Here is an 18077-nt window from a genome sequence, read left to right as displayed (position 1 = left end):
ATCTAGGAGGTTCTTTTGTATTCTGTGGTGGTACTGTGGCCTAGGTAGGTATAAATCCGTGTCAGTGGAGATTGGGGATGGGTGGAGACGCGAAAGTGAAAGTAGTGGTCACGATGATCGCGACTCTGGGTGTGGTGGAGTCTGAAATAGTTGCGCTGGCCTGTCGACATGGATCTCAGCAGGTCATCTTCTAAAAAGACCAAGGGGGTAGCAGTCGTTGCCAATCGGTAAAAATCGTGCTCGAACTGCTGGTAATTGTCTGAAAAATAATCAAATTGGAGTTCGTGTTTATTCAGGGCTGGTTTCATAGCTAGAATCTCCTGGTTCAATAGAAAAAATAGTCGAAAGAAGGAGAGAGTGGTAGTGGTGGCCATTTTTTATGAGGACCTCGGAAGGGCTTAAGGTATAGACCTGGCCGTAGTAGACGGCGACTTGATTGTCCTGGAGGGTAGAGAGGGAGAGGAGAGTCTCTTGCTGATAAGCCTGCTCGAGGAGGTGACGGATTTCTTGGTTTGAGAGGAGGCGAAGCTCTTCGAGAGAGAGCTGGTTTGTTTGTAAGGCCGTCGAATGCTCAGAGAGGAAGAAGCCGGCCCACTTGGCCATGCCCCGGTCTTGGAAGTCGCGTGCCGACTGATAGGGGAGATAAGAACGATCAATCATGCTAAGCCATCTAAACCTCCTGCAGAGTGGCCTCCGGTCAGCTTGCTTCGAGCCAGAGCGCGCGAATTTTCTAATAGGGCAGAGCCCTTTTGTAGAGAAGCAAAGCCAAATCGGTCACGGATGTGGTCAATGGTCTCCTGGAGGGCTTCTTCTCTTTGGGTTTGCTCAGGGTCATCAAATAGGGAGATCAGCTGGAAGCTCTCCTCTACGAGCTTCCCATAAAAGACTCCAATCTGCCGGATGGCTCCTCCCTGGTAGTGGGAGCGAAAGAGCTGGATGACTTCCTTGGCTAATTGAGCGGTAGAGTTGGTCGCTTCAATCTTTCGCTGGCAGTGGATGGAGGGGAGCTGTTCTTGCTTGGAGTAGCTGGCGTGGATGGAAACCAGTTGTGTCTTTTTCTTTTCCCGACGCAAGCGGATGGCGACTTGCTCAGCCATCTCCCGAAAGACCAGTTCAATATCGCTTTGGCGGAGGTAGTCTCGTGGAAGGATTTGCGAATTTCCTAGACCGTGAGACTTTGGTCGGTAGGGACGATGGACATTGCTTTCATCGATCCCATGGGCGTGAAACCAGAGCTGGACGCCCATGACTCCAAATTCTTTTTTGAGCTGGTCTGGATTGGCCTGGGCTAGTTCATAGATGGAGTGAATATCTAGTTTGTTCAGGCGTTTTTTTGTTCGCTGGCCAATCCCCCAAAAATCGGTCAGTTTTTTTATCTGCCAGACTCGACTGGGGACGTCTTCGTAAGACCAGTTGGCCCGCATGGTTTTCTGGTGCTTGGCTTCGTTGTCCAGGGCCAGTTTGGCCAGGAGTGGATTGGCATTGCTCATCCCGACAGTAGCGTAGATCCCAGTTTGCTGCCAAATGCGCTTTTGGATCCGAGCAGAAAGAAGGTCCAGCTTGGAGCGTCGGTCTAGCTGAGGATCAGGGATAAAGTAGTTGAGAGAGCTGGTCAAATCGATAAAACCCTCGTCGATGGAATAGGGGTAGATGTCATCTGGAGCCGCAAATTCTTGAAAGACTTGCTGAATTTCCATGTTGACCTGGATATAGGCATTCATACGAGGGGGCACGATAAAGGTGCGCTTGGCCCAGCTTTCGATATAGTGGACAAAGGCTGGATCCGTCGGCAGGCCTTGCTTACGGGCCAGGTAGTAATTGAATTTCCTCGTCTTGAGATCAAAGGGCAGATCATAGCTTCGCCCGACATTTTTCTTCCCAAAGACCTGCTTAAAAACGGGGGAACTGGCTAAGATGAGGCCAGCAGAATTGTCGCTCCGACTCATGACACAAAGAGAGGTCGTCAAGGGATTGAGACCGAGGCGGACGCATTCACAGCTGGCATAGAAACTTTTCATATCCACAAAAGCAATATCAGATCTTGGCTCACGTGAATAATCAAAAAGCATGTCTAGACCTCCAGAGGGAGGAAGTGGCCGACCACGATGCCGACGATTTTTGGTTCATCTTCGTAGGGTGCAAAAAGGTCATCATAGGCGGGGTTGATGGACTCTAGGCGGAGGCCCTCCTCTTCTCGATATACTTTTTTGATATAGGTCTTCCCATTCCACATGAGGGCGTAGACTGCTCCATCATAGTCAAATCCGGTCTGTTTCATCAAGGCAACGGAACCGTTTGGATAGCTTGGTTCCATAGAATCTCCAGACACCCAAGAGGCAAAGTCGTGTTGGATCTCTTGGTCAAAATAAACGGTCTCGTAGTCAGTTTCATTGTCATAAAAGGTATGACCATGTCCGGCTGCCAAGTCGATAGAGAGGACACGGTAAGGGATCAAAGAGACCACCTTTTCTTGCTCTGCTAAGAGCTGGCTGGCAAAGAGATCGACCTTTCTCTGATGGGGTGGGGTTAGTAAAGGGTAGGTGAAAAGCGCTGAGCTCTTGTCGACAAAGTAGTCCTCTTTAACGGAGAGGCGCTTGGCCAACCTCCTGAGATTTTTATCGTGTGGCTCTGCTAAGCCATTCTCCCAACTAGAGTAGGTCTTGCGACTAATCTCTAAGGATTCGTAGACCTGAGCTTGGGTCAGCCCCAGCTCAAGTCGCCGGTCTTTTAATTTTTTTGCATCAAACATTTGCATTCTCCTACGTAACGTTTTAAAAGTTACATACAGTATAGCAAAAAAAAATTCGGACTTCAAGAGAAAAGTGAGAGGATTTTTCTTTAGGAGCGAAAGGGATTTAACTTCAGCGGATATCAGATGGGAGAGGTGGGTGTTTTTGTATCTTTTATCCAAATTTTGATATAATAATCTCTATGAAGATTGTATCAGGTACCTATGGAGGGCGTCCTCTTAAGACGCTCGAAGGAAAGACAACGAGGCCTACTTCAGATAAGGTGAGAGGGGCCATGTTTAATATGATTGGTCCTTATTTTGATGGAGGGCGGGTCTTGGATTTATATGCTGGCTCAGGTGGTCTGTCTATCGAGGCGGTGTCTCGGGGGATGGAGCAGGCTGTATTGGTCGAGAAAGATCGCAGAGCCCAAGGGATTATTGCTAGCAATATCCAAATGACCAAGGAAAGCCACAAGTTTCAATTGCTGAAGATGGAGGCTCACCAAGCTCTCAGTCAATTGCAGGGGACTTTTGACCTTGTCTTCTTAGATCCTCCCTATGCCAAGGAGCAGATCGTAGCCGATATTGAGGCCCTGGCTGAACGTGGTTTACTTGGAGAAGAGGTCATGGTCGTCTGTGAGACAGACAAGGCAGTAGACTTGCCTGAGGAGATTGCTTGTCTAGGAATCTGGAAAGAAAAAATCTACGGAATTAGTAAGGTGACGGTTTATGTCAGATAAAATCGGATTATTTACAGGTTCATTTGACCCAATGACCTTGGGACACTTGGATTTGATAGAGCGAGCTAGTCGCTTGTTTGATCACTTGTATGTAGGCGTCTTCTTTAATCATGAGAAGAAGGGCTATTTTACCATTGAGCAAAGGGAAGCCATGGTGACAGAGGCAGTGGCTCATTTGTCCAATGTAAGAGTCATCACTTCGGAGGCAGAGTTGGCTGTAGAAGTGGCTAGACGGTATGGGGTAACGAGCTTGGTTCGCGGGTTGCGCAATGGCCAGGACTTCCTCTATGAAAGCAACATGGACTACTTCAATCACCAGCTGGCTCCAGAGCTTGAGACCATCTATCTCTGTGCCCAGCCCCAGTACCAGGCCTTGAGCTCGACGAGAATCCGCGAGTTGCTGACCTTCCAGCAGGATGTCAGTGCCTATGTCCCAGAGAGTGTTATAAAGGAGATGAAATAAAAGGAATGAATGAATTTGAGAAACAGAGGGCTCAGCTACCAGAAAGCCCATTTGAACCTATACGCAAAAAAGATAGTGTGTGGAGGACCTATCGTTGGCCCCTTATTGGGACCTTGCTTCTGATTTTGGCCTTGCTAGCTTTCTTTGTTCCCCTGCCCTACTATCTGGAAATGCCCGGGAGTTCAGAAGATATTCGCCAAGTGATGCGCGTCAACCAGAAAAATGATGAAGCATCCGGTTCGTATGATTTTGTCACTGTTGCCGTCAAGCAAGCGACCTTCTCGGATATAGTCTATGCCTGGGTGACTCCTTTTACAGATATCTACTCTGAAAAAGAAATGACAGGTGGCAGTTCCAGTGAGGAATTTTTCCGGATCAATCAATTTTATATGGAAACCTCTCAAAATACTGCCAAATACCAAGGACTGAAAACGGCTGGAAAAGATACAGAGATGGAATTCCTCGGTGTTTATGTCATGCAAGTAGCAGAAGACTCTACCTTCAAAGGCGTTTTAAATATTGCGGACACAGTTACGGCTGTCAATGACAAGACATTCAAGAGCTCAAAAGAGCTCATCGAGTATGTTGGTTCCCAAAAAATTGGGGACAAGGTCTCAGTGACCTACACAGAAGATGGTCAGACCAAGACAGCTGAAGGAAAGATTATTAAGTTGGTCAATGGCAAGAATGGGATTGGAATTAGCTTGATTGACCGGACAGAAGTGAAGAGTGACGTACCGATTGAGTTTGCGACAGCTGGCATCGGTGGTCCAAGTGCCGGGATGATGTTTAGTTTATCCATCTATACCCAAGTAGCGGATCCAGACCTTCGTCAGGGACGCCATATCGCTGGGACAGGGACCATTAACCATGATGGGACTGTCGGAGATATCGGTGGAGTGGATAAAAAAGTAGTAGCGGCAGATCGAGCGGGTGCTGAAATCTTCTTTGCCCCTGACAATCCAGTGACAGAAGAAGTCAAAAAGAACAATCCGAATGCCAAGAGCAACTACGATGAAGCAGTAGAAACAGCTAAGAAAATTAAGACCAAGATGAAAATTGTCCCTGTCAAAACCTTGCAGGATGCCATTGACTATTTGAAAAAGAACTAAAGTAGCCTGTTTGACAAATTTCGTACTTGCACGTATGACATCGTGTTAGCAGAGGGGAACATTCACCTTCTAATTAAATTCAAGTTTTTGCTTATCAATCTCTCTATTTTTAGAGGGATTTTTTCTTTATACTGGTGTCAGAAAGAAAGGGAGGTAGTGAAATGATTCAAACCAGTTTGTTTTCCATTTCAGTATTCTTAGCGGGAGTTCTATCCTTTTTCTCCCCATGTATTTTGCCACTGATGCCAGTCTATGTAGGGATTCTATTGGATTCTGAGCATGAAAAAACGGTGCGTATTTTTGGAAGAGACATTTCTTGGTATGGCCTGGTGAAGACTCTTTGTTTTATCGCAGGTCTATCAACTGTTTTCCTGATTCTAGGATACGGTGCAGGGGCCCTTGGCCAGGTGCTTTATGCTCCCTGGTTCCGTTACCTACTAGGAGGGATTGTCATCTTATTGGGAATCCATCAGATGGGCCTCATCAATCTTCAGCAACTCCAAAAACAAAAGAGTATCCAACTGAAGAAGGACGAAAAACGCAATGAATTCTTCAATGCTTTTCTGATAGGGGTCACCTTCAGTTTTGGTTGGACCCCTTGTGTCGGACCAGTTTTGAGCTCTGTTTTAGCCATTGCAGCTTCTGGAGGAGATGGTGCATTGCAAGGCGCTCTCCTGATGCTGGTATATACATTAGGCTTGGCTCTGCCTTTCTTGCTTTTGGCCTTAGCTTCTAGCTGGGTTCTACAACATTTTGCTAAACTCAAGCCCCATATGGGAACCTTGAAAAAAATTGGTGGTGCCATCATCATCTTGATGGGCATCTTGCTGATGCTAGGAAATCTTAATAGCCTCGCATCCCTGTTTCACTAATCTTGAATGATTAAAGGAGAAAAATCATGAAAAAAATTCTTGCACTTTCTATTGCTACACTTAGCATCGTCACTTTAGCAGCTTGTTCTGGACAGAAATCAGATTCAGACATGAAAAAAATGGACGATAGTAGTATGATGAAGAAGGACGATATGAAGAAGGATGACATGAAGGATTCATCCATGTCCGATGATAAAATGAAAAAAGAAGACATGAAAGATTCATCTATGATGTCTGACAGCAGTTCTGAAATGAAGGACGATATGAAAAAAGATGAGATGAAATCTAGCGATTCAGAAATGAAAGATGAAAAGAGTGAATCATCTGATATGAAATCAGACAACTAATGAAAGAAGGGAGAGGTCATCTGAGGATGACTTTCTCCTTGTTTAAAGAGGTAATAATGATGAAGAAATTAGCTTTAGTAGCTGCAGGATTCTTGTGTACTGGACTTTTGGGGGCTTGCTCTAACCAAGGAATGGAATCATCCAACAAAAGTGAGACTAAGCAGACATCCACAACGGGATCTTCAGAGCAAGCTGGAAAGAAGGTTCAAGAGTTTAACCTGCAAGGAGTAGACGGTAAGACCTACCGCTTATCTGATTACAAAGGGAAGAAAGTTTACCTCAAATTTTGGGCTTCCTGGTGCTCTATTTGCCTATCGACATTAGAGGATACCAATGAGTTGGCAAAAGAAGAGGCGGGTAAGGATTATGTGGTCTTATCCGTTGTAGCTCCAACTTTTAATGGTGAAAAATCAGAAGCAGATTTCAAAAACTGGTACCAGTCTTTGGATTACAAGGATTTCCCAGTCTTGCTAGATAGTAAAGGGGAACTGCTAAAAGAGTATGGGATTCGTTCTTATCCATCGGCACTCTTTATTGCAAGCGATGGAACTCTCGCTAAGACCCATATCGGCTATATGAGTAAGGAAGACATAGTCCAGACTCTAAAAGAAATGAAGTAAGGAGGACATAAAATGGAAACAAAATGGAAACTCATTTCCATTCTTTTAGTGGGGCTATTTTGTTTTGGAATCTTTTTCCTTGTCAAAGGATCCATGGCCTTGGATACATCAGATGCGACGACTGAGCAGATCAAAAAAGCGTCCATGAGTCAGACACCAGTAGCAAACAAAAAGCAGGAAGAAAAAGTCAATCCAGAAGACCAACGAGAAATCTATCTAGCTGGTGGTTGCTTCTGGGGTGTGGAAGAGTATTTTTCCCGTGTTCCGGGTGTCATTGATGCCGAATCAGGTTATGCCAATGGAAAAGGGGATACCACCAAGTATGAATTAGTCCCTCAAACAGGCCATGCTGAAACAGTTCATATCACTTACAATGTCAAGCAGGTATCTCTGAAAGAATTGCTCCTGCATTATTTCCGGATTATCGACCCAACGTCGAAGAATCGTCAAGGAAATGATCAAGGGACTCAATACCGAACAGGTGTCTATTATGTCTCCCAAGAAGACCTTCCAACCATTAACCAAGTCTTTGAAGAGGTAGCAAAAAAATACGACAAACCGTTAGCAGTGGAAAAAGAGGAACTGAGCAATTTCATCAAGGCTGAGGACTACCACCAGGATTATCTAAAGAAACATCCGAATGGGTACTGCCATATCGATGTCAATCAGGCTTCTTATCCTGTTATTGATGCTAGCCGCTACTCCAAGCCAAGCGATGAGGAAATCAAAAAGAAGTTATCTCCTGAAGAGTATGCGGTGACACAAAAAAATGATACCGAACGAGCCTTCTCCAATCGTTACTGGGATCAGTTTGATGCCGGTATTTATGTGGATGTCGTAACAGGAGAGCCTCTCTTCTCCTCAAAAGATAAATTTGATTCTGGTTGTGGTTGGCCAAGCTTTAGCCGACCGATCAGTCCGGATGTGGCAACCTACAAGGAAGATAAGAGTTTCAATATGACTCGGACAGAAGTTCGGAGCCGTGTGGGAAATTCCCATCTGGGCCATGTTTTTACAGATGGACCCAAGGAAAAAGGTGGCCTTCGTTACTGCATCAATAGCTTGTCAATCAAATTCATCCCTAAAGCAGAGATGGTGGAAAAGGGCTACGGTTATTTATTGGACTATGTCTGAGACATTTGGAACTACAATTTGCTATAATAAGCCTAGCAAAAACAAGTAGGTGAAAGACATGTATGCGATCATGATTGTGGAAGATGAAGAGCTTATCCGGCAGGGACTGACTTCCTTAGTGGATTATGAACAGTTTGGAATGACCGTCATCAACCAGGCAGAAAATGGCCGTGAGGCCTGGGAGAAGTTTCAAGATCAACCAGCTGATATCCTTCTAACCGATATCAATATGCCACAAATGAATGGCTTGGATCTGGCCCATCTCGTTAAAGAGCAATCTCCGTCTTGTCATATCATTTTTTTGACCGGTTATGATGACTTTGAGTTTGCTAGGAAAGCCATCAAGTTAGGTGCAGATGATTATTTGCTGAAGCCTTTTTCAAAAGATGATATTGAAGAGATGTTAGCAAAGGTGAAAGGAAAACTCGATCAAGAGCGAAAAAAGGCACAAGTCGAAGATTTGGTCAGTCATGGTTATTCGACAGACTTGGAAGAAGCTATTCATGCTCGTTTAGCAGATTCCCAGTTAACCCTGAAGGATTTGGCCTATCAACTTGGTTTCAGTCCCTCTTATCTAAGTGTATTGATCAAGAAAAAATTGGGACTTCCCTTTCAAGAATACCTTATCCAGGAGCGAATGAAGAAGGCTCGGCTCTTGCTTCTCACGACAGATTTAAAGATTTATGAGATCGCCGATCAGGTTGGTTTTGAAGATATGAACTATTTTTCTCAACGCTTTAAGCAGGTTGTTGGGGTGACGCCAAGGCAGTACAAAAAAGGAGAGCATGAATGAAACGATATCCTTTGCTGATCCAGCTGGTCCTCTACTTTTTTCTCTTCATTCTCTTGCTGTTTGGTCTTATCGGTAGCCTCTATTATCAAACGAGCTCAGGGACGATCCGCCAGCTAACGGAGCGGACGACAAGAAATAGTATCGATCAAAGCAGTCAGTTTATAACCTCTTATCTAAAAAAATTAAAGCAGACCACAACGGTGCTTAGCAAGGAACAGGCTGTTCGCCAATTTGCCCAAGATAGGAGTGCGGATCAAGAAACGGTTCAGCACTTGATGCGAACGATGATTGAAACGGATCCGGACCTGGTCTCAGCAGTCCTGGTGACTAAGGACGGACGTCTGGTAGCGACAGATACCAAAATCAGCATGCAGACTTCTTCAGATATGATGAATGAAAGTTGGTATCAAGAGGCGATTAAGGAAAGAGCCATGCCGGTCTTGACGCCAGCTCGAAAGGAATCCTTGACCTCGGAAAAAGAAAAATGGGTGGTTTCTATTACCCAAGAAGTGGTCGATCAGACTGGACAAAATCTCGGAGTAGTACGCTTGGATATTGGCTACGATAGCCTTCAGGCTTACTTGGATCACCTTCAACTAGGGAAGCAAGGCTTTAGTTTTATCATTAATCAAAAGCATGAGTTTGTCTACCATCCTAAAAAGGCGGTCTATTCCTCCAGCCAAGAAATGCAGGCCATGCAGCCCTATATTGCTGTGAAAGATGGTTATGCAAAAGGAGGGCAGAATTTTATCTATCAGGTTCCGATTCCAAATAGTGATTGGACCTTGATTGGAGTGGCTTCACTTGAAGGACTTCAGATGCTTCAGTCGCAGCTCCTATACTCTTTCATTGGTCTAGGATTATTAGCTTTGATCATGTGTTTAATAGGAATCGGCTTTGTTCTGCGTTTGTGGATCAAACCCTTACGAGACCTTCAGGCTATCATTTTGAGGATTGGAGCAGGAGATGCTCACGTGAGAGCTGCAGCCAAAGGATCTCCAGAATTGGTGGACCTCGCTCAAACTTTTAATGCCATGTTGGACCAAATCGATAACCTCATGCAACAGGTTAAGGAAGAGGAGCAGAACGCACGGCGTTACGAGTTGCGGGCACTTTCGGCTCAGATTAATCCGCATTTTCTCTACAATACCTTGGATACGATTGTCTGGATGGCGGAGTTTAATGATAGTCGGCGCGTGGTTGATATCACCAAGTCTCTGGCTCAATATTTTCGACTGGCTCTCAACCAAGGCCAGGAACAAATCCTACTGAGAGATGAAATTGACCATGTCCGCCAATATCTTTTCATTCAAAAGCAACGTTATGGTGAGAAGCTCAACTATGAAATTCTAGAAGATGAACGGTTGGGCGACTATCAGCTCCCCAAATTAGTGCTTCAACCCTTAGTGGAAAATGCGATTTACCATGGCATTAAAGAGATCGATCGGCCCGGTCTCATTCGAGTGACGACTGAAGTCAGTGGAGACTCCGCCTGCGTATCGATTTTTGACAATGGACGAGGGTTTGACCGGTCAGAGTCAACAGACCAAACCCTTCTTCGTTTAGGAGGTGTTGGCTTGAAAAATGTGGACCAACGATTGCATCTTCAATTTGGTGAAGCCTATCATATGGAGATTGATTCTAAGGCCAATAGCTATACAAAAATTACTCTTTTTTTGCCCCTTTCATCATCTGATGAACATGTATAGAGACAAAGATTGCCTTCTTTGTTTTAGATTGAAGACGAAGTCATCTAAAAAACTTTCCGCCGTGAGAAAAGTTCCTGAAACGCAATTGTTTCAGGCACACGGAATTATTGAGGCTAAAACAGTTCGGGGAACTGTTTTAGCCTGAGCCCAGAAATTAAAGAGCGAAGAGGCTCAATAATTAGTCATGGAACTTCTACGAAGTTCGCTGACGTCTGTACTCACCTAAGGAAAGTTTTTCAGAAGACTCTATTTTCCATCTGAGCAGGCTTTGAAAAAGCCTGCTTTTTATAATGTGACAGGAAGAAGAGATAAATTAAATCGTCAGACTTTTTACAGATTTTCTCTTTTCCGTTGAAATTCTATCTAAAGATAGGGATTTATGATAAAATAAAGTGTTACAACTAAAGGTATGAATAAAGGAAGGCTATGCGCAAAGAAATATCCCCTGAATTATTTAATTACAATAAATATCCTGGACCGGAATTTCGTCTGGTTGGCAGTCAAGTGCTAGCAGAACAATTGACATTTGAGCTGGTTGAGAATCAGAATGATGCCTTTGATGCGACGGTCTTTGGTCAGCGTTTTTCAGAGGTTTTGACCAAATTTGATTACATTGTCGGTGATTGGAGCAATGAACAGTTGCGCCTACGTGGCTTCTATAAAGATGATCGCCCTGTCATAGATGCAGAGAAAATCAGCCGTCTGGAAGATTATTTATTAGAATACTGTAGCTATGGCTGTGCTTATTTTGTCCTAGAAAATGCAGAACCCCGTCGAGCATCCTTTGACAAGAAATCTTCTCCTAAACAACAGGAAGAGGGGAATCGTTCTGCTAAGCGTGGCGGTCGTCAAAATCGCCGGAATCGCTCCAAAAATCAGCCACGGGAACGTGAACAAGAGCAAAAACAAAAGACTTCTCAACCAAAGAAAAAGAACCGTCAGCGGTCTAGAAAAAAAGATGCACAGGGTGAGCAAGAACGCCATTTTGTCATCCGTCAAAAGTAAAGAGAGAAAAGAGATAAGATGAAACCTTCAATTTATGGCTTGACTCGACAAGAACTGATCGAGTGGGCAGAAGAAAATGGTGAAAAGAAATTTCGAGCGACCCAAATCTGGGAATGGCTCTATCGCAAACGCGTCCAGTCATTTGAAGAAATGACCAACCTATCGAAGGACTTGATTGAAACCTTGAACGACCAGTTCGTGATCAATCCTTTGAAACAACGAATCGTTCAAGAGTCGGCAGATGGGACTGTTAAATACCTCTTTGAATTGCCAGATGGCATGTTGATCGAGACAGTTTTGATGCGTCAACATTATGGCTTGTCAGTCTGTGTCACCACTCAGGTAGGGTGCAACATCGGCTGTACCTTCTGTGCATCTGGTTTGATCAAGAAGCAACGCGATTTGAACAGCGGGGAAATCGTTGCCCAAATCATGTTGGTTCAAAAATACTTTGACGAACGTGGACAAGATGAACGTGTCAGCCATATCGTTGTGATGGGAATTGGTGAGCCGTTTGACAACTACAAGAATGTCTTAAGTTTTGTCCGTACGGTTAATGATGACAAGGGGTTGGCTATCGGTGCCCGTCATATTACCGTTTCAACGTCTGGCTTGGCTCATAAGATTCGTGACTTTGCCAATGAAGGGGTTCAGGTCAACTTGGCAGTATCCCTTCATGCTCCAAACAATGACTTGCGTTCTAGCATCATGAAAATCAACCGGGCTTTCCCAATCGAGAAATTGTTTGCGGCCATTGAGTACTATATCGAAACGACCAACCGTCGGGTGACCTTCGAGTACATCATGCTCAACGAAGTCAATGATGGTGTCGAGCAAGCCTTGGAATTGGCAGAACTCCTCAAAAAGATCAAGAAGCTATCTTATGTCAACTTGATCCCATACAACCCAGTTAGTGAGCATGACCAATATAGCCGGAGTCCAAGAGAGCGTGTGATGGCCTTCTATGACACCTTGAAGAAAAACGGCGTCAACTGCGTGGTTCGTCAAGAGCATGGTACGGATATCGATGCTGCTTGTGGACAATTGCGTTCTAATACGATGAAGAGAGACCGGGAGAAAGCCATTGTTGAAGAAGCTCAACCGTAACAACAGGCTGATAGAACAAGGGCAATTAACAAAAAAAGGAAGACAACTGCTACTAGGTGGCAGTTTCTTCTATTTTGTCCTGCTCTGCCTCATGTGTTTTCTTCCCCAGCGGCCTGAACCAGGGATGGAAACACCTGGGATTCAGCATTTTGGGCGTGTAGTCGTATTACTGATTCCCTTTAATTCTCTCATCAACCTAGGTCAAGTGACTAGTCTGCTCCAGCTGATCAAGGTGCTTGTACAGAATATAGCCAATATCTTTCTCTTGTTCCCTTTGGTTTTTCAACTATTGTGGCTCTGGCCTTGGCTAGGTACTAGGAAACGCGTCCTTTGCTTTAGTCTAGGGATGAGTGTGTGGATCGAGCTTAGTCAGATTGTGTTAGACCTCTTGTTTGATTTCAATCGGGTGTTTGAGATAGATGATTTGTGGACCAATACTCTGGGAGGCTACCTAGCCTATCTGTGTTTTAAATGGGTGCAATCTTCTATGGGTAAGGATAATCTATCTTAGTTTGGACTAAAATCCGAACGATTGAATACGATTTCAAATTTTGGGTTGACAAAGTCAGAAGCGGGAGCTATAATAGCTTCAAGACATCAGAAAAGTAGAGGTTTTTCTCACTTCCAGGGAGCTTGTGGTGATTGCGAACAAGCAGTGGTGAATCTTGAAATGGGCTGATGCGTTTATGATGATGAATTTGAAACAATAAAAATTCGGTGAGCACACCTTATCGTGCACCCTGTTGTTAGACAGGTCAGAGATGTAGGAGAAAGAATATCTTCCTACAATTGAGGTGGCACCGCGGTATCGAATCGTCCTCACACAGATTTTTCTGTGTGAGGTTTTTTGTATCTCAAAGGGATCCAGTGAGACTGCAGCTCAAAGGACCAGCGAGAGAAAAAATCATAAACAGAATTGAAAATATAGAAAAGAGGACACAATCATGACAGAAACTAAAGGATATTTCGGACAATTTGGTGGATCTTTCGTACCAGAACCCATTCAAAACTTGCTGGATCAATTAGAGGCAACTTTTGAACAGTACAAAAATGACCCAGAATTTATCGCAGAATACAAACATTATTTGAAAGATTATTCTGGACGGGAAACTCCGCTCTACTTTGCGGAAAGTTTGACAGATCATTTAGGTGGGGCAAAAATTTATTTGAAGCGCGAAGATTTGAATCACCTAGGTTCGCATAAATTGAATAACGTCTTGGGGCAAATCCTCTTAGCCAAACGCATGGGCAAAACGCGCGTGATTGCTGAAACAGGAGCCGGTCAACACGGTGTGGCTACAGCGGCTGCAGCAGCTAAGTTCGGCATGGCCTGTGATGTCTACATGGGAGCAGAAGACGTGGAACGCCAACGCTTGAATGTCTTCCGTATGGAAATGATGGGGGCAACCGTTCATGCGGTTGAAACAGGTACTAAGACTTTGAAAGACGCTGTAGATGCTGCTTTTGGAGCATGGATGGCGGATCTGGATGCTTTTTATGTCTTGGGTTCTGCCGTTGGACCTCACCCCTACCCAACCATTGTGCATGAATTCCAAAAGGTGATCAGTGAAGAATCTAAACGCCAAATCTTGGAAAAAGAAGGGCGTTTGCCGGATTATGTCATTGCCTGTGTTGGTGGGGGATCCAATGCCATTGGTGCCTTCTCCCAATATGTAGGTGATGAAGAAGTCAAATTGGTCGGTGTTGAAGCGGCAGGCCATGGTTTGGATACTGATCAGCACGCAGCGACCATGACCAAGGGGACTGTTGGAGTTGTCGATGGCATGAAGACCTATGCTGTCTTTGGAGAAGATGGAAAAGTAGCGCCAGTGTACTCAATCTCTGCTGGTTTGGACTACCCAGGGGTTGGTCCAGAGCATGCTTTCTTTAAAGACTCTGGTCGTGTCGAATATGTAGCTGCGACAGATGATGAAGCAGTTCAAGCGCTTCTTCTTCTCAGTAAGACAGAAGGAATCCTCCCAGCCATCGAAAGCTCACACGCGATTGCGGAAGCGGTCAAACGTGCTCCACAATTGGACAAAGACAAAATCATCATCATCAATGTTTCTGGACGTGGGGACAAGGACGTAGCTGCTATTGCAGATTATCTAGAAGCGAAAGCTACAAAATAAGCAATCTTATCTGCTAAAAATTGTAAAAAAGAGTAAAGCATGATAACTCAGAAAAAGACAGGGAACAAAAGGAATCCGGTCTTTTTCTTTTTTAAAGAGAAAGACCAGGAGACCAATAAGGGAAGCTCCTTGCATGACTAGGAGGACTTGGGTAGCTGAGAGGGTCAAAGAAAAAGTAGCCAGTAAGAGAAAGTCCCCTGCTCCAATGCCAATGGAGTAAAGACAAGATAGAATTCCTAAGAAGAGAAAGACTCCCATTAAGAGGGTAGGGCCGGTGAAAAGTAGGCAAAGAGCGTTGAGTATTAGCCAGAGAAGGAGAGGGTACTCCATGGAGCGCAAATCATAGATGGCCAAAACACAACTGCCAAGCAGAAGCAGGAGATGAGGAATGGGAAGAAGCCCTTGATAGCACAGCAAAAAAAGGAGGCCGCTCCAGGCTTCAAAGAGGGCATACCAGTAAGGAAGGGCACCTTGGCAGTAGCGACAACGGAATCGAAAAAGGGCTTGCGAAAGAATAGGAATCAGGTCCAGAGCTCTTAAGTTCTGCTGACATTGGTCGCAGTGGCTTCTCGGACGGATGATGGAGCTTTCTGGAAAGCGGTCGATGACGAGCCCTAAAAAAGAGGCGATGCAGGCACCGACTGTAAAAAAATAAAAGTTAATCATACTTATATAATTCGTAAAAAAGATGACGAATAACGATTAGAACTGAAACAATTTTCTAACTTTTCTTATTTAAGCATTTTCTCTTGCATTTCTTAATTAGAAGGATTATAATATAACTAAATTAGAATAATTCTAAAAAAGGAGAATTTAGTTATGACAACAATTAAAAAAGAAGCAGCAAAAGACGTAGCAACATTTGCAACAATCAGTGAAGTAAGCAAGAGTTTAACCGATACAAAAGCGGTTTTGAATCAAGTAGTGGCAGACCTTTATGTCGCTCATATTGCCTTGCACCAAGTGCATTGGTATATGCGTGGCCGTGGTTTCCTCGTATGGCATCCAAAAATGGATGAGTACATGGAAAGCTTGGATGCGACTCTTGATGAAGTGAGTGAACGCTTGATTACCTTGGGAGGTGCCCCATACGCTAGCATGGTTGAGTTCTTGGAACACAGCAACATCCAAGAAGAAAAAGGTTCATTCGAACGCTCTATGGAAGAAAATTTGGGACGTGTCCTTTCTATCTTCCGCTACTTGGTAAGTCTTTATCAAAAAGCCTTGGATATCACAGATGCTGAAGGAGATGACGTGACCAACGATATCTTTGTTGGTGCAAAAGCTGAATTGGAAAAACATATCTGGATGATTGCCGCTGAATTGGACCAAGCACCAGGTTTGTAATCTGAAAATAAACAAACGAGCCTTCCTTGCTTGGGAGGCTCATTTTTGTTTGGATGAGATTTTTTCCTGTAAATAAAATAGGGGCCATCTTGAAAATACTTGAAAGATTTGATAGAATAGGCACATGAAAACCCTGTACGATGTTCAACAATTTCTGAAAAAATTTGGAATCATCATTTATGTCGGAAAACGACTTTACGACATCGAATTGATGAAGATTGAATTGAAAAGGATCTATGACGCTGGGCTGATGGAAAAATTGGATTATCTAGAAGCAGAAGCCGTCTTACGTAGAGAACACGCACAGGAATTACGTTATTTAGAAGAGGAAAAAGAAAAGTGAGTTTAACAAATATTTTAGTATGGTTGATTGTTTTAGGGATGTTTGGCTGGATGGGCTACAATTACTTCCGTATCCGTCGGGCAGCAAAAATTGTGGACAATGCAGAGTTTGAAGAATTGATCCGCAAAGGCCAATTAGTGGACTTGCGTGATCCAAATGAGTTCCACGCTAAGCATATTTTGGGAGCTCGGAATATTCCTTCTAACCAGTTAAAAGTGAGTCTGTCTGCTCTTCGCAAAGATAAACCAGTCTTGCTCTATGAGAACAGTCGTGGGTCCCGTGTGACCAATGCGGCTCTCTTCTTGAAAAAACAGGGCTATAAAGATATCTATATCTTGTCCTATGGTTTGGATTCTTGGGATGGGAAAGTCAAGACGAACTAAGATCAAGGAACATTTTGCTAAAGATCCTTGATGTGCCATCATAAAATGATATTAACTTTAAGGAGTTTCTAGAAATTGCAAGAAAAGAATAACGCCTCACTTGTTATGGGGATCCTATCTATCATCCTTGCTTTTGTATTTCCATTAGTAGGTCCGATTTTGGGTATCCTAGGATTGGTCTTGGCTAGTTCAAATCAAAGAGAATCTGGACTAGACTATACCACAGAAAAAATTCTTTCTATCGTAGGGATTGTGCTTTCTGTAGTTATGTTTATCGTAATTATCTCACAACTTTCAGGGATTAACTAAAACAAAAAAAGCTTTAAAACTAAAGCTTTTTTTGTTTTATCCACTTTTTTCTAAGTAGTTTTTAATGATTTTCAATTCCTCTTGGTTCAAGGGGCGGTAATCACCTGTTGTTAAGTCGGGGTCTAATAAAAAATCTCCAAATTTGATTCGCTTTAGGCTAGTTACCTTGACACCGACAGAGAGAAACATCTTTTTCACCTGATGAAATTTCCCTTCAGACAGGGTGACCAGGGCCTGGCTTTCTTTAGGACTGGAGTTAAGGATTTTTAGTTTGGCGGGCTTGCATGTTGTCCCGTCTAAGAAGGTGATTCCTTCTTGAAATTCCTCTATATGAGCGGGTTCAAGAGGACCGTTGACTGTTACCGCGTATTCTTTTTCGATATGGTATTGGGGATGAAGGAGTTGGAAACCTAGAGGTCCATTGTCTGTGAGTAGGAGGAGGCCGGTCGTATCCCGATCCAGTCGACCGATAGGATAGGTATTGGGGGTCCGGTCTTCTGCTCGGAGTAGATCCAACACTGTAGGATGTTGGGCATCCTTGGTAGCCGTCACTAGTCCTTGGGGTTTATGAAGAAGAAAATAGTGATGGGAACAGTCGGTAAGGATCCGATCCTTCCAGCGAACTTCTTGGAGACCTGTATCGACATTTTGGGATAATTTTGTTGCAGCAAGTCCGTCGACAAGGATCTGCCTTTTGGCTAGGCTCTGTTTGATTTCTTTGCGGGGAATTTGGTAGTGGGCCAGTAATTGATCTAATCTCATAAAAGACAGGATAGCATGAAATGGAGAGAATCACAAGTATTCGGAAAAAGGATGAAGAAAAGAGATAAAGAGGTGAAAGATTTTCATGAATAGAGTGGTTAGGAGTGGGAATGAGAAAGAAGATTTTCGAAAGAAAGCATGAAAACATTTACACTTGTCTGAGTTATG

Annotated in this window: 23 protein-coding genes and 1 other annotated feature; of the genes, 17 read left to right on the top strand and 6 right to left on the bottom strand. The window is 43.9% G+C overall.

The features are described 5' to 3' along the window. Positions 1-2: 2 nt before the first annotated feature. From AC3E8G_RS09785 to AC3E8G_RS09770, 4 genes are read right to left on the bottom strand one after another with little or no spacing between them, the layout of a single operon-like run. Complete coding sequence (locus tag AC3E8G_RS09785) at positions 3-308, bottom strand: DUF5960 family protein (protein WP_195348382.1); 306 nt, start codon at positions 306-308, stop codon at positions 3-5. Beyond that, positions 289-660, bottom strand: a complete 372-nt coding sequence (locus tag AC3E8G_RS09780) for a hypothetical protein (RefSeq protein ID WP_490677626.1) — start codon at positions 658-660, stop codon at positions 289-291. Before AC3E8G_RS09780 ends, AC3E8G_RS09785 begins: the two co-directional genes overlap by 20 nt. Next, the gene (locus AC3E8G_RS09775) at positions 657-2069 is read right to left on the bottom strand and encodes a Y-family DNA polymerase (protein WP_490677625.1); all 1413 of its coding nucleotides are present in this window, start codon (positions 2067-2069) and stop codon (positions 657-659) included. Before AC3E8G_RS09775 ends, AC3E8G_RS09780 begins: the two co-directional genes overlap by 4 nt. Before the next feature lie 2 nt (positions 2070-2071). Continuing rightward, entirely contained in the window at positions 2072-2749 is a 678-nt protein-coding gene (locus AC3E8G_RS09770; protein WP_195563576.1) for a helix-turn-helix domain-containing protein, read from the bottom strand. A gap of 182 nt (positions 2750-2931) precedes the next feature. Between AC3E8G_RS09770 and rsmD the strand changes: the two genes are divergently transcribed. The 13 genes from rsmD (at position 2932) to trpB (ending at position 14765) form a co-directional block, all read left to right on the top strand. Further along, entirely contained in the window at positions 2932-3471 is a 540-nt protein-coding gene (rsmD, locus tag AC3E8G_RS09765; protein WP_490677624.1) for a 16S rRNA (guanine(966)-N(2))-methyltransferase RsmD, read from the top strand. Then, entirely contained in the window at positions 3461-3934 is a 474-nt protein-coding gene (gene coaD, locus AC3E8G_RS09760) for a pantetheine-phosphate adenylyltransferase (protein ID WP_236127945.1), read from the top strand. Before rsmD ends, coaD begins: the two co-directional genes overlap by 11 nt. Positions 3935-3939: 5 nt before the next feature. Beyond that, on the top strand, positions 3940-5046 hold the full coding sequence (locus AC3E8G_RS09755; RefSeq protein WP_490677623.1) for a SepM family pheromone-processing serine protease: 1107 nt from the start codon (positions 3940-3942) through the stop codon (positions 5044-5046). 161 nt (positions 5047-5207) lie between these two features. Then, positions 5208-5918, top strand: a complete 711-nt coding sequence (gene ccdA2 / locus AC3E8G_RS09750; protein ID WP_411400683.1) for a thiol-disulfide oxidoreductase-associated membrane protein CcdA2 — start codon at positions 5208-5210, stop codon at positions 5916-5918. Positions 5919-5944: 26 nt separating this feature from the next. Beyond that, positions 5945-6265 carry a hypothetical protein gene (locus AC3E8G_RS09745; protein WP_411400681.1) on the top strand — a complete coding sequence of 107 codons (321 nt, stop codon included), beginning with the start codon at positions 5945-5947 and terminating at the stop codon, positions 6263-6265. Positions 6266-6324: 59 nt separating this feature from the next. Beyond that, positions 6325-6885, top strand: a complete 561-nt coding sequence (locus AC3E8G_RS09740) for a redoxin family protein (protein WP_223363961.1) — start codon at positions 6325-6327, stop codon at positions 6883-6885. Between the two features lie 12 nt (positions 6886-6897). Then, complete coding sequence (msrB, locus tag AC3E8G_RS09735; protein ID WP_490677622.1) at positions 6898-8019, top strand: peptide-methionine (R)-S-oxide reductase MsrB; 1122 nt, start codon at positions 6898-6900, stop codon at positions 8017-8019. 58 nt (positions 8020-8077) lie between these two features. Next, complete coding sequence (locus AC3E8G_RS09730) at positions 8078-8812, top strand: response regulator transcription factor (RefSeq protein ID WP_048715808.1); 735 nt, start codon at positions 8078-8080, stop codon at positions 8810-8812. After that, complete coding sequence (locus AC3E8G_RS09725; RefSeq protein WP_490677621.1) at positions 8809-10521, top strand: cache domain-containing sensor histidine kinase; 1713 nt, start codon at positions 8809-8811, stop codon at positions 10519-10521. The genes AC3E8G_RS09730 and AC3E8G_RS09725 overlap by 4 nt, the downstream gene beginning before the upstream one ends. A 426-nt stretch (positions 10522-10947) precedes the next feature. Continuing rightward, entirely contained in the window at positions 10948-11526 is a 579-nt protein-coding gene (locus AC3E8G_RS09720) for a YutD family protein (protein WP_490677620.1), read from the top strand. 18 nt (positions 11527-11544) lie between these two features. Continuing rightward, positions 11545-12633, top strand: a complete 1089-nt coding sequence (rlmN, locus tag AC3E8G_RS09715; RefSeq protein ID WP_006596799.1) for a dual-specificity RNA methyltransferase RlmN — start codon at positions 11545-11547, stop codon at positions 12631-12633. Next, positions 12611-13144 carry a VanZ family protein gene (locus AC3E8G_RS09710; RefSeq protein ID WP_490677619.1) on the top strand — a complete coding sequence of 178 codons (534 nt, stop codon included), beginning with the start codon at positions 12611-12613 and terminating at the stop codon, positions 13142-13144. The genes rlmN and AC3E8G_RS09710 overlap by 23 nt, the downstream gene beginning before the upstream one ends. Before the next feature lie 77 nt (positions 13145-13221). Further along, positions 13222-13457 (top strand) — a binding site (T-box leader). A 120-nt stretch (positions 13458-13577) separates the two neighbouring features. Next, entirely contained in the window at positions 13578-14765 is a 1188-nt protein-coding gene (gene trpB, locus AC3E8G_RS09705) for a tryptophan synthase subunit beta (protein WP_048687733.1), read from the top strand. A 6-nt stretch (positions 14766-14771) separates the two neighbouring features. On the opposite strand, the gene AC3E8G_RS09700 is transcribed toward trpB, so the two are convergent. Then, the gene (locus tag AC3E8G_RS09700; protein WP_490677618.1) at positions 14772-15431 is read right to left on the bottom strand and encodes a prepilin peptidase; all 660 of its coding nucleotides are present in this window, start codon (positions 15429-15431) and stop codon (positions 14772-14774) included. A 153-nt stretch (positions 15432-15584) separates the two neighbouring features. On the opposite strand from AC3E8G_RS09700, the gene AC3E8G_RS09695 reads away from it, so the two are divergent. The 4 genes from AC3E8G_RS09695 to AC3E8G_RS09680 all read left to right on the top strand — a co-directional run bounded on the left by AC3E8G_RS09695 (position 15585) and on the right by AC3E8G_RS09680 (position 17147). Further along, the gene (locus tag AC3E8G_RS09695) at positions 15585-16112 is read left to right on the top strand and encodes a Dps family protein (RefSeq protein WP_490677617.1); all 528 of its coding nucleotides are present in this window, start codon (positions 15585-15587) and stop codon (positions 16110-16112) included. A 124-nt stretch (positions 16113-16236) separates the two neighbouring features. Next, positions 16237-16455, top strand: coding sequence for a YqgQ family protein (locus AC3E8G_RS09690; protein WP_006596794.1), 219 nt, complete (start codon positions 16237-16239; stop codon positions 16453-16455). 38 nt (positions 16456-16493) lie between these two features. Continuing rightward, the gene (locus AC3E8G_RS09685; RefSeq protein WP_048715847.1) at positions 16494-16838 is read left to right on the top strand and encodes a rhodanese-like domain-containing protein; all 345 of its coding nucleotides are present in this window, start codon (positions 16494-16496) and stop codon (positions 16836-16838) included. A gap of 75 nt (positions 16839-16913) precedes the next feature. Beyond that, entirely contained in the window at positions 16914-17147 is a 234-nt protein-coding gene (locus AC3E8G_RS09680; protein WP_048715795.1) for an FXYD domain-containing ion transport regulator, read from the top strand. A 36-nt stretch (positions 17148-17183) separates the two neighbouring features. Here AC3E8G_RS09680 and AC3E8G_RS09675 read toward each other — a convergent pair whose 3' ends face one another. Then, positions 17184-17909 (bottom strand): 16S rRNA pseudouridine(516) synthase, encoded by a 726-nt coding sequence (locus AC3E8G_RS09675; RefSeq protein ID WP_490677616.1) that lies wholly within the window; start codon positions 17907-17909, stop codon positions 17184-17186. Positions 17910-18077 lie beyond the last annotated feature (168 nt).

The organism is Streptococcus sp. SCPM-O-B-15294 (M123), from assembly GCF_058200455.1.
Note: the sequence above shows the minus strand (reverse complement) of the source record. Positions and strands in the feature narration are given on the sequence as shown.